Origin of the sequence: Nocardioides asiaticus, assembly GCF_040049175.1 — a bacterium.
GTDB classification, from domain to species: domain Bacteria; phylum Actinomycetota; class Actinomycetes; order Propionibacteriales; family Nocardioidaceae; genus Nocardioides; species Nocardioides cheoyonin.
This window is the reverse complement of sequence record NZ_JBDZDM010000003.1, coordinates 603,730-615,714: the sequence shown is the minus strand read 5'-3', so window position 1 is coordinate 615,714 and position 11,985 is coordinate 603,730. Positions and strand designations below refer to the sequence as shown.

The window sequence follows — 11,985 nt, the reverse complement described above, 5'->3', positions numbered from 1 at the left end:
CTCCTGGTTGACAGTCGACGAACGCTACCCGTGGCCGCCGACAGTTTTGCCATCCCGCCGAATTCGTCGGCCCTGGTCACTAATCTTCGCAGCGAGCAGGTCGAGTCAGCAGGAGCCATGGAGCGAAAAGAACGCCAGCACCTCAAGGGTGTATCAAACGACGTGAGCGGTTGGGCGAATCGCGCAGCGAAGCTGGTCAAGGAGCGCCAGCTCCTCACCGACGAACGGACGACGGCGGCGCAGGCCCTTGCGGCTCGCGTCGTCGCCAGGAGTGACGCGCGAACGGCGTCGTGGCGAACGTTGAACCTCACTCCGGGCGACGGCGAGCTGGTCACCGCTATGGCGCGCGGCCACCAGATGCCGGCCTACTCGTCGGACGGCAATCGCGCGATCGAAGAGCTGACGAGCGAGGGCCTGGCTCGGGCGATGCAGGATGCGAAGTCGGTGCTCGGCGCGCGGCGCATGTTCGCCGGCAAGGACAAGAAGGATGGCGGCGCGAAGGCTGCTGAGTGGCTCGCCGGCTTCCATACGTGGATCCGGAACTCGAACTTCACCTCTGAGCTGGACCGCCTGGAGGCATGGGACAAGAAGTCGGTGTCCGCCCTCGGCACGTCCGCGATCTTGAGTGAGCAGGTCGGCTTCGCCGGGTCGCTGGGGCAGGGCGCCGAACTCCTCGCTCGACACGAGCTCGATTTGGCCGCCACGTCAATCGACGCCATCGACCGTGCCCTCCAGCGGGAGGGTGACTTCCGAGCGGCGGTCACGTCCGCCGGAAACACGGTGCGTCAGGCCGAGGCACGCAAGCTCGTCGCCGAGATGCCCGTCGAGCGGCTCAAGGACGCCACCAGCGGGCAGCTGCGCATCAGCGCGCTCGCCGCGGCCGGCGTCAAGACAGTGCAACAAGTGCTCGACCAGAGTGGCCGAATCCTCTCCCTGCCCGGCGTCGGCGAGACCACCGGCAATCGAATGGTGGGCGCGGCACGAACCATCTGGCAGACCACCGTTGACGAGATGCCTGTCCGGATCGACATCAAGAACCGCTCGGCCGCGACAACCGATCTGCTGAAGGCGATGCGCGCCTGGGACGCGGCACGATCCATCAAGAACGCGACGACCGATCTCGAAGCCGCGGCACTGCTCCGACCGATCACGTCCTCGCTGGACTCCTCTGTCTCGCACATCGTTGTCGTGCCCGAAACCCGCTCGGTGGCCGACCTGCGATCCGCGATCGCGGCCGTCGACCGTCGCGCCTCGCTCCTCACCAGCGGCGGCCGCGCGGCAGCCGGCGATCCGTGGGAAGACTTCATTGCGCGGCCTGCCGACTACTTCGCGATGCTGTCTGAACTCGGCTTCCTGTCCGACGACGAGGAGAAGAGCCAGGGCGACCTCCCCGCAGAGATCCTGGAAGCGATCCGCGACCTCAAGTTGGAGACAACTCATCTCAAAGCGTCATTGCGCGGCTACCAGTCGTTCGGCGCTCGGTTCGCGATCGTGCAGCGCAAGGTGATCATCGGCGACGAGATGGGACTGGGAAAGACGGTCGAGTCGCTCGCCGTACTCACCCACCTCCGCGCCAAGGGCTCCCACCACTTCCTCGTCGTCTGTCCGGCCGCCGTCGTCACCAACTGGGTCCGGGAAGTCAGCACCAAGTCGGACCTGCGCGCACACCGGCTACATGGGGCGGGGCGTGACGGCTCCCTCACCTCGTGGATCCGCAACGGCGGCGTTGCCGTCACGACCTACGACAGCCTCGGTTGGTTGGAAGGCCAGATCCCCGAGCGCGCGACGCCCGCATGCCTCGTATTCGACGAGGCGCACTACATCAAGAACCCGGATGCCCAGCGCACGCGACGATCGCTCGCACTCATTCGAGGCTGCGATCGAACGATCCTTCTCACTGGCACGCCCTTGGAGAACCGAATCGAGGAGTTCCGCAACCTTGTCGGCTACCTCCGCCCGGATCTGATGGTGCGCGCCACTGAGTTCGCTCCACGCCAGTTCCGCAAAGAGGTCGCTCCCGCGTACCTCCGCCGCAACCAAGAAGACGTCCTGACCGAGCTCCCCGATCTGGTCGAGGTCGACGAATGGATGCCCCTATCCGCGGCCGACGAGCAGCACTATCGCGCCGCTGTCATGGACGGGAACTTCATGGCCATGCGCCAGGCGGCTCTGCGCGCCGGCTCAAGCTCTCAGAAGATGCAGCGCCTCCTAAACATCGTCGAGGAGGCCGAGGACAACGAGCGCCGCGTACTCGTCTTCTCGCACTTCCGCGGCGTCCTCGATGACATCGCGTCCTTGCTCCCGGGCAAGGTCTTCGGACCCCTGACCGGATCGGTCGCCGCGGTGAAACGACAGCAGATGGTCGACGAGTTCTCACAGGCCGGTCACGGCGCTGTGCTGGTAGCCCAGATCGTCGCCGGCGGAGTCGGGCTCAACATCCAAGCCGCGTCCGTCGTCGTGATCTGCGAGCCGCAGCTCAAGCCGACGACTGAGTGGCAGGCGATCGCCCGCTCTCGGCGGATGGGACAGCTCGAATCGGTCCAGGTGCACCGACTCTTGTCCGAGGAAGGCGTTGATCAACGAATCACGGAGATCCTTGCCCGGAAGAGTGAGCTGTTCGCCGAGTTCGCCCGCGTCTCCGAGACCGCAGAGAGCGCGCCCGAGGCGTTCGACATCAGCGACGCGGAGGTCGCACGGGAGATCGTCGCCGCTGAGCGTGAGCGGCTGCTTGCCTGACCCGTGAGTCAGAGCCGGTCGATCCAGGTGTCTTCCTCACGGTCATCCCACTGCGAAGTGGCGCTTCGACCGGCCGAAGGCTGCTGACCGAGGCGTGACAACACCCGCAGGCCCTCATCGTGGGTCAGGGAACGCAACGACTCGACGGTGCGCCCCGCGGCCGACTCGATGGCCTGCTGCCGATCAGACATGGACGTCAGTCCACGGGCGTCGAGCGCCTTGCGGAGAAGGTCCACCTGCCAGTCTGCGATCGGAGTGGGCGCGGTGGGCACCTCAGCAGGCGGCGCGCTCGGCTCGTCACCGAAGAGGGAGAGATCGTCACACACGACTCAACTGTAGGAGTCGACCGCAGCCGCGCAGATCTGCCCGTCAGCCGCCGCACCCCGAGCGCAACGAGGCGCAATACCACCCCGACAGCCAGCCATGAGACCTTGATGGCGTCCCACCCGAGCACCAGGACGACGAGGTTGAGCCAGCCGGGGGCGCCGGCAGCAACGGCCGTCGCCACCATGTGCATGGCGATGAGGAGTACGGCTGCCGCGGCGAGCAGCCCAACAGCGGTTCGAAAACGTGGCGCCGCTATCCGAACGCGACGGACCAGGCGGTTCGTGGGCGCGTACATCTGGAGCCACCGGTGCGCGAGCGCCACCGCAGCGAAGACCGGAAGAGCAAGCAGGAAGATCATCAGGATCCCCTTTCGTCGGATCTTCACTGCGTAGGGCGCATGCGTCCTGAGCGCCCTCGGCACGGTCGGGGCTGTGGACGACGGCGCCGCGCAGCGTCCTAAGGACCAGATATGGACGACGACTCGAGCGCGGGGCGCGGCCGGCTGGCGCCGGCGTGCGCGCTGGCCGCAGCGCGAACTGACTGAAGCGCCCGCTGGCGCTCGCTCTCCTGGGCCACGTTCGTGGACCGACCACCCACTGGAAGATCGGACACGATGCCGTAGCGGTCCCGGTAGGCGGCAACCGCGCTCACGTCGCCGAGCCACGACTCCCGGGCGCTGGGCTCGGTCGGCGGTGGCCCCAGACGGCGTAGCCACGCCGGGCGCTTCTCGACCGCCTCTTCTGCGAGGGCACGAGAGCGGTGCTCGATCAGGTGCTTTCGCTCGTCGATGGCCTGCCGGTCCTCCTCGTCCAGCGGTCCGAGCGGCTCGGGGATCAGGCCGGCGATCAGTCGGGGCTTCACGCCACGCTTTCCTCGCGGCACCGAGGAGGCCACCTTCTCGATGCGGTAGGTCAGGACTGCTGCCACGTCGGCCGCGTCGGCGAGCCCATGTTGGGCGACGACCCGCGGCACGAGCCGCTCGAGATCGTGGTGGTTCGCCTCCGCTCGGCGGAGGGCGGCGGCCAGCGGGCCGAATGCTGTCGAGTTGGTGACGGCCTGGTGCTCCGCTTCGCTGAGTCCCGAGCGGCGGAGCAGATCGACGAAGCGGTCGTGCTGTGCATCGGCTGCGATGGTCTCGAGTTCGGCGGCGAGGCGGTCGATCCCGGCGTACGTCGCGTACTCGTCCTCGATCGTCTGGTGAGCCGACTTGCTCGCGCCACTGTGCTGGAGCACCCCGAAGAGAACGGTGCGGGCGGAGACGTCCTCGGGCTCCGGTGTCGAGTGGCTCTCGTCGGGCTGGTCCAGCGCGACGTACGCGATGTTGGCGTCGCACCCGCGGGTCATGGAGACATATAGGTTTTCGCGGGTCGTCGAGGACGTGACGACGACGTGTGCGGTGTCGACAGTGATGCCCTGCGCCCGGTGGGCGGTGATCGCGTAGCCGAGGTCAACGTACTCGGCGACGTACTCAGCTGGAAGGACCGCGCTCCCCCGCCGTCTCCGGTCGAGACTGCGTACGACGACGGATCCGTCCTTGCGGATGTCGGTGATGCGCCAGCGGTCCCCGTTCTTCACCCAGCCGCCACGCATCGTGCGGAGGGTTCGATCGTTGCGACGAGTGATGACGAGGTCGCCCACCGACGCGCGTGAGCTATCGCCGAGGTTCACCTCTCGACCGTCGTCGGCGCCGTCGAGCACGACGCGCTCGGCACGTGCCCGCTCGTTCAATGCCCGCACCGCATGAGCTGATTCGGTCACGAGGATGCTGGCGCGTCCCGACTGCCGGTCGGACCGCCACGCCTCGTAGGCCGCGTCGAGCATCTGGTCCGTGTCGCCCTCCTCGATCCGGTGCTCGCGTGCGTAGGTCGAGATGACCTCGACGTCGCCGCGTCGCAGTGCGAGCGAAGCGGGCTTCTCCCAGGCGTGCTTGAAGCGATGGATCTCGGTCAGCTCCGGGGCGTCGGTTCGCCGGTCGACCAGCAGCGCGAAGGCGCCGCCGGCGTCAACGGACGGCAGTTGGTAAGCGTCGCCGACCAGCAGCAGCTTCGCCCCTGCCGCTGTGATCAAGCGGGCCAACCGGTCAAGAGTCGTCGTGCCAGCGAGTGTGGCTTCGTCGACGATGACGAGCTGGCCGGACCGCAGTTGGTACGCCGGGTCGCCGCGGTCGTGCTCGAACAGCCACTTGGTGGTGTTGTCGCAGGCGATGCCCAGGTCCTCGGCGAGCGTCTGGGCGGCGTTGGCCGACGGCGCGAGGCCGACGACGCTCCCCTGGCCATGCTCGGCAATCCAGGCATGGCGAAGTGCGCGCATGGTGGTCGTCTTGCCGGCGCCGGCCGGCCCGACGAGCAGGTCGAGTTGCCGCCCCGATGCGGCGATACTCGCGACAGCGGCACGCTGTACCCGACTGAGCTTCGTGGCGTGGCGCGTCACGCGTTCGACGATGAGCGGGCTTGTCGTCGGGCCGCCCAAGGTCGACGCGCGGTCGAGCAGCCGTGCTTCAGCGTCGAGCACGGTCTGGGAGGAATACTTCACCGAGTGACGCGGGCGGAAGACGCTCGTGCCGTCGCCTCGCCGGAAGGCGGCCGGACTGACCGCGAGCTCGGGCGGTGTGAGGGACACCGACAACCGCTCGGCGGCGTCGACGATCATGCCGACCACGGCCTCGCGGTCGCGTGTGCTCGCGAACCGGAGGTCCATCGTCTGATTCGACGCTTCGGCCAAGAGGTTCCAGTGGCTCCAGGTCGACCGGTTGGCGCTGACCTGGCCGACGACATTCGCTCCGATCGCGCGGACGGCGGCGAGCGGTACGTCGGCGGCTGTCAGCGGCGGGGCGCTGGACCGGCCGATGAGCGCCGCCGCCCAACGCGGGGCGCTGCCGCCCACTTGTCGCTCGGCACGAGTGCGCCACTCCGCGGTGAGATCCTCGAGGGACCGGATCTCCTTTGGCGGTCGAGTCGCGAGCGTCGCCTGCGCGCGCAGTTCCACGACCTTCTTCGCCGAAGGCATCCGGCCATGGGCGGCGCGGTACGCCGTGATGAGCCGGTCCTTCTCGAGCTCGATCTCCCGAGTGCGGGAGGAGAACTCCCGGATCAGCCCCTCGCCGACGCCGCTGATCTCCCATTGCGGATTGCGGTCCACCCCACGCTCGCGGACCTCCCATTCAACCCCCAGATCTCGGCCCAGCCGGTCGGCGAGCACCGCGTTGTAGTGGGCCGACAGCGCAGTCACAGAGGCGTGCACGGGCCGACTGTCGAGGCTGCGCCACCGCTGATCCCAGACGGCGAGCACCTTGTTCGACACGACCAGGTGGGTGTGAAGCTGCGGGTCGCCGGCGCGTGAGTCGTAGTGGTCGTAGGCCACCGCAGCAACGCCGGCCACGTCGACCTGGGCAACGGCACCGTCGCGGTCGCTGACGCCGGTGCGAGTAGCTGCGATCTCCTTCTCGAAGTAGTCCAGGACGTCGGCGACGGCGTCGTGGTGGGCTTGGACGATCCGCTCCTGAGTGGCGGCATCGGCGACGCCCCAGAGGACCGAGACGGACTTGGGGACGCTGAACGTGAGGTCGAAGCCGGCCACCGCCTGGCGCGTACCGGCGGCGGTCTCCTCCGCCTTGATCCGCGTGGTCTCGGCAGCGCAGTCCTCGAGTGTCATCTCGGGGTCGAGCGCCTCGACTCGGTCCTGGATCCGGTCGGCGAGCCGCTTGTACGACGGATAGGCGCGGCCGAGTTGCTCGCCGGTGATCGGGTCACGCCCCATCCCGACGAGCAGGGCGAGCTGTTCTTCGGTGACGGCGCTGCCGGCCAGCAGTTGGCCATCGCCGAAGGCACGGATGCCGGTGCCCATCCACCGGCCCGGCGGCGTACCGGCCTCGGAGTAGTAGCGCGTCAGCGGAGTGGAGAGCGCGCGGTTCCCGTCGCCGGCCGCGACAGAGCGCAGGAGGTACTTGTAGCCGGTGCCTGCGGACATGCGACGCATCGAGACCGTCACGACCGTTTCTCCTCCATAGCGCTCAGGTGCGCCTCCTTCTCCACAGCCGGCCTCGATCTGCCATGCGTGTGAAGACGAGGAGAGGTGGGCTGGCCGCTGACGGAGGTAGGCCGTGAACGGAGGAGGGCATGGCGGGCGTGAGGCGAGGGAGGACGAGATGGTGGCCCATGGGCTGGTGAGAGCGGAGCACCTGGCAAGAGAAGAAGCAGGTCAAGACGCAGGTACGAATCGAGGAATCGGGCTTACGATGACGATCAGACGGCGCCCCATGGTCCGCTCACGGAGCGGCGTCTGCGTTCTCGATCCGACCGGGTCGGGGAAGCGAGACTCGGGCATGACGATTCCCCCGCGAACGAGAGCCTGGGCGACCGGCGCGCTGGTGTTGGCCGCGGTAGCGGGCTGTGCCAACAACGGATCGGATCCCGAGCCGTCAGCGTCTCCGACCGCCGTCATCAGTAGCCCCGTGCAGACCTCGTCGAGCGCGCCGCCGAGCGACCCCTCGGTACGTGCCAGCACCGAGGCTGAGGCGGCCGCCAGGAAGTACTACGCCGTCCTCGATGCGCTCGGCAGCGATCCGAAGAGCAGCCTGTCGAAGCTGAATGGTGTCGCGACTAGCACTCAGCTCACTGCGATGCGCAACGTGCTGCGGCAGCAGCACCAACACGAAGAGCGGCAGGTCGGATCCCTCGTTGTCGCCGATCTGAAGATCCAGTCGGTGAACCTGGACAACTCGAACCCCTATGCCGGCAAGGTCCCCGTCGTGGTCGTCGACGTCTGCTGGGACGTCAGCAAGGTCGACATAGTCAACGCGGCCGGGAAGTCAGTCATCTCCCCTGACCGGCCGGACCATGGGTGGACGCGGCTCACCGTCGCGAACTACAGGTACACGAGCAATCCGGACCACGGTTGGCGGGTAGCGTCGGGCCAGGACCTCAAGCAGGCGCCATGCGCAGCCTCCTGATCCGCCTCGTCGCGGCGGCACTGCTGAGCCTCGGTCTCGCTGCGATCACGTCCACCTCTTCGTTCGCCGGCGGCGGCACTACCTGCACCCAAACCAACCCCTACACCGGCCTCTGCGTAACAACGGTGGAGGTGCCCGGCTCGCCGGGCACGCCTGGGACCCCCGGTGACGACGGTCCACCGGACACTGGATCGGGTGCGGCCTGCTACTGGGACGGCACGGCCCAGGGGATCTCGAGTCCGCCACCGGGGCCGGTCCCCTGTCAATCGGTCGATGGCTACTGGTCGAACACGTATCACTGCTACATCAGCGCGGTAAGCCCACCTCCGCCAGCGGGTGACCCGGCGTGGCAGGGCCACCAACCGGGAGACGGCGGCGTCTACAACTGCTCGCAGCCCCAGACGGGGATGCTCATCACGATCTGGGCTCAGGACCCTCCGCCGAACTCCGGCACGGGGCCGACGCCGCGGCAGGTCGCGCAGATCGCGATCAAGCAGATGGGCCTGACCGCGGTCGAGATCGGGATCGCGCCGAAGCCGGGGCCGAACAGCATCGGCTTGGTCGGAATGCCCGTATGGATGTGGGCCGCGAAGCCCGACGAGAACAGCGTCGGACCGATCACCGCCAGTGCATCGGCGGGAGGGATCACCGTCACGGCGACAGCGAAGCTGCTCCACGTCACGTGGGACATGGGCGACGGCGAACAGGTCGTCTGCAAGACGGCGGGGACGCCGTACAAGCCGGAGTACGGGCGGAAGGACTCCCCCGACTGCGGCTACACCTACAAGTTGTCGAGCGTGCGCGAACCCGGTGAGGCCTACACCGTCACCGCCACGTCGAGTTGGGTCATCACCTGGGCGGGCGCCGGTCAGACCGGCACCATCCGCCTCGACGGGCTCAACCGCTCGACCCAGATCAGGATTGGTGAAGCGCAGGTCCTCGTGGACTGACGAGCGCTGCGCGGGAGGTACGACGTGACCACAACTGCCCGAGAGGACCGGAAGCCCGGCCCCCGCATCCCTACGCCGGCGCCGAGCGCCGATGTCACTCCCCCGGTCAAACTCCGCAAGCGCCCAGCGCTGGTTGTCATCGCGGTCGCTGTCACAGCGCTCGGGTGCCTGATCGGCGCGTGGGCGTGGAGTGCGACGACCAACACCGAGGAGGTCCTCGCCGCCACGCACACCATCCACCGGGGTGAAGTCATCCAAGGTGGCGACGTCCAGCGGATCCGGATCAGCGGCGACGCCGCGCTCACACCGCTCCCCGCCTCCTCATACGACGACGTCGTCGGTCACCGTGCCGCGCTCGACATCGCCGCGGGCGGACTGCTCACAACGGACTCAACCAGCGACGCGCCGCTGCCGCCGAAGGGCGAGTCGATCGTCGGCATCTCCCTCACGCCGGCCCAGGTGCCCGCACTGCCGATGCACGGCGGCGACCAGGTCCGCATCATCGTCACACCCGGCGACAACGGCGATGCAGCAGCGGGGACGCCGCAGTTCACCTCGGCGGAGGTCGTCGACACCGCCTTCGACGACACCACCGGCAACACGGTCGTCAACGTCCTGGTGCCGTACGCCGACGCGGGCGTCCTCGCCGCCCGTGCCGCGACCGGCCACGTGGCCCTGGTCCTCGACTCGGAGGACCAGTGATGGCGGTCATCTGCCTGTGCTCCGCCTCCGGATCTCCCGGTGTCACCACAACAGCGGTCGGGTTGGCGTTCTGCTGGCCGCGGCCGGTCCTCATCGTCGAGGCCGACCCGACGGGCGGGTCGGGGATCCTGGCGGGGTTCTTGAAGGGCACTACGCCGTACGACGCCGGGCTGCTCGAACTGGCCCTCTCCCCGCTCGGTGTCGCCGACGCGCTGCGCGACGTCGTACGACCGCTCAGTCCCACCGTCTCCCTGGTCGCGGGGACGAGGACCCATGCACAGGCGCCCGCGTTGCGGGACGTGTGGGACCCCTTGGCTGGTGCGCTCGCCGAACTCGAAGACAGCGGACAGGACGTGATCGTCGACGCCGGTCGCCTCGGCTTGGCGGGCTCTCCGCACCCACTGCTCGAGTCCGCCGACCTCACGGTGCTGATGACGCGAGCGACCCTCCCGTCGATCTCGGCGGCGCGGTCGTGGGCCGAAGCCGTGCGACAACCCGCGACGGGCTGGCGGCACCCGGGGTTGATCCTCCTCGCCGAGGGTCGGCCCTACCGTGACACGGAGGTCGCCAAGGTGCTCGGCATGCCCGTCGTCGCCGATCTCCCCGATGATTCCGACGCCGCAGCGGTCTATCACCGCGGCGCGACGCCACCGCGGCACTTCGAGACCGGTCCCTACGTACGCAGCCTCCATGCGGCAGTCGAGTCCATCCAGGCGCAGGTGGCCCGGAGCCGGTTCGCCCTCGTCGAGGAGGCAACACGATGACCGAGGCGTCCCGCCACATGACCGAGTACGGCGAACTCTCCACCCTGCCGCTCTTCAACCAACCAACCGACGACAGGCCTGCAACGCCAGACGTGCTCGGCACGCCGGTCGTGGCGGCGCCGGCCATCGGCAACGACGTCGACTGGTCGCTCGTCGCCGCCCTCCGCGCACAAGCCTCCGAGCAGCTGAGCCAGACCATCGCCTCCGGTCGCGGCCGGCTCGACAAGGACGCGCAGCAGGAGCTCGGACGCTCCATCGTCCTGGACCTGATCGAGTCCGCGATGGCGGACGCCGCGAATGCCGGGCAGGGCGCGTGGAGCCCCGCCCGGCAGCAGGCGACGGCGCAGGCGGTCTTCGACTCCCTGTTCCGGCTCGGCCGGCTGCAGCCGCTGGTCGACGACGACCGGATCGAGAACATCATCATCGTCGGCTACGACCGGGTCCGGCTCGAACTGATCGACGGGACACTGATCGAGGGACCGCCCGTCGCCGACTCCGACCAGGAGCTCATCGACTTCCTCGTCTTCCTCGCCTCCCGCAGCGAGGTCAACGCCCGTTCGTTCTCCGAAGCCCAACCCCGGCTTCATCTCCGCCTGGACGGCGGCGCACGCCTGGCGGCAGCTGCATGGGTGACCCCGCGGCCCTCGGTCGTGATCCGGCGGCACCGGCTGATGCACGTCACCCTCGACGACCTCGTGAAGCGCGAGATGATGACGCCGGTCGCCGCCTCCTTCCTGCGGGCTGCCGTGCGCGCCAGGAAGTCGATCGTCGTCGCCGGCGCCCAGGGCGCCGGCAAGACGACCCTGGTCCGCGCTCTCTGCGCCGAGATCGACGAGACAGAGGCGATCGGCACCTTTGAGACCGAGTACGAGCTCCACCTGCACGAGGTCAGGCCGGACCAGATCGTCCATGCCTGGGAGGCCCGCCCAGGCTCCGGCGAGCGCGGCCCGGATGGGCGCCAGGCAGGCGAGTTCACCCTGGACGAGGCGCTGGTCGACTCCTTCCGATTCAACCTCTCGCGTCAGATCGTCGGCGAGGTCCGCGGCAAGGAGATCTGGGCGATGATCAAGGCGATGGAATCCGGCACCGGATCCATCTCCACCACCCACGCAGCCGATGCCGTCGCCGCGGTCCGCAAGCTGGTGACCTGCGCCATGGAAGCCGGCCCCCATGTCACCCAGGGGCTGGCGACCAGCAAGCTCGCCGCCACCGTCGACCTGATCGTCCAGCTCAGCATGGAGACCACGCCCGTCCCCGGTGGTGCGCGCCGGACTCGTCGGGTCGCGGAGGTCATCGCCCTGGCGCCCGGTGAGAAGGATCCCGGGTACGCCACCACGCACGTCTTCAGCTCCGTCCCCACCGGTGTCGCTGTCCCCGACGTCCTGCCCGATGAATACCGAGTCCTGACGCGGTACGGGTTCGACCTGGCCGGCTACCTGGCGAGCCAACCGATGGGAGGTACGTCGTGACGCCGCTTCTTCCCGCTCTCGCGGGTGGCCTGATCGCCATCGGAGTCCTCGGCATCGTCGTGGGACTCCGACCGGCCCCGGTCGCAACA

At 68.5% G+C, this 11,985-nt stretch carries 8 protein-coding genes; 6 read left to right on the top strand and 2 right to left on the bottom strand.

What is annotated here, in order from left to right:
* The first annotated feature begins 30 nt into the window (after nucleotides 1-30).
* Nucleotides 31-2,736 carry a DEAD/DEAH box helicase gene (locus ABLE53_RS13540; RefSeq protein ID WP_348859480.1) on the top strand — a complete coding sequence of 902 codons (2,706 nt, stop codon included), beginning with the start codon at nucleotides 31-33 and terminating at the stop codon, nucleotides 2,734-2,736.
* 8 nt (nucleotides 2,737-2,744) lie between these two features.
* On the opposite strand, the gene ABLE53_RS13535 is transcribed toward ABLE53_RS13540, so the two are convergent.
* Together ABLE53_RS13535 and mobF are read right to left on the bottom strand one after the other, a co-directional pair.
* Nucleotides 2,745-3,062: a hypothetical protein gene (locus ABLE53_RS13535; protein WP_348859479.1), complete on the bottom strand. Its 318-nt coding sequence runs from the start codon at nucleotides 3,060-3,062 to the stop codon at nucleotides 2,745-2,747.
* 457 nt (nucleotides 3,063-3,519) lie between these two features.
* On the bottom strand, nucleotides 3,520-7,029 hold the full coding sequence (gene mobF, locus ABLE53_RS13530) for a MobF family relaxase (RefSeq protein ID WP_425474873.1): 3,510 nt from the start codon (nucleotides 7,027-7,029) through the stop codon (nucleotides 3,520-3,522).
* 355 nt (nucleotides 7,030-7,384) lie between these two features.
* Here mobF and ABLE53_RS13525 point away from each other — a divergent pair, with 355 nt between their 5' ends.
* The 5 genes from ABLE53_RS13525 to ABLE53_RS13505 are packed head-to-tail and all read left to right on the top strand — an operon-like array spanning nucleotide 7,385 to nucleotide 11,896.
* Complete coding sequence (locus ABLE53_RS13525) at nucleotides 7,385-8,011, top strand: hypothetical protein (protein WP_348859478.1); 627 nt, start codon at nucleotides 7,385-7,387, stop codon at nucleotides 8,009-8,011.
* Nucleotides 7,996-8,961, top strand: a complete 966-nt coding sequence (locus ABLE53_RS13520) for a hypothetical protein (protein ID WP_348859477.1) — start codon at nucleotides 7,996-7,998, stop codon at nucleotides 8,959-8,961. Before ABLE53_RS13525 ends, ABLE53_RS13520 begins: the two co-directional genes overlap by 16 nt.
* Nucleotides 8,962-8,985: 24 nt before the next feature.
* Nucleotides 8,986-9,663: an SAF domain-containing protein gene (locus ABLE53_RS13515; protein ID WP_348859476.1), complete on the top strand. Its 678-nt coding sequence runs from the start codon at nucleotides 8,986-8,988 to the stop codon at nucleotides 9,661-9,663.
* Nucleotides 9,663-10,427, top strand: coding sequence for a MinD/ParA family ATP-binding protein (locus tag ABLE53_RS13510; protein WP_348859475.1), 765 nt, complete (start codon nucleotides 9,663-9,665; stop codon nucleotides 10,425-10,427). The genes ABLE53_RS13515 and ABLE53_RS13510 overlap by 1 nt, the downstream gene beginning before the upstream one ends.
* The gene (locus tag ABLE53_RS13505; RefSeq protein ID WP_348859474.1) at nucleotides 10,424-11,896 is read left to right on the top strand and encodes a TadA family conjugal transfer-associated ATPase; all 1,473 of its coding nucleotides are present in this window, start codon (nucleotides 10,424-10,426) and stop codon (nucleotides 11,894-11,896) included. Before ABLE53_RS13510 ends, ABLE53_RS13505 begins: the two co-directional genes overlap by 4 nt.
* The last annotated feature ends 89 nt before the right edge of the window (nucleotides 11,897-11,985 follow it).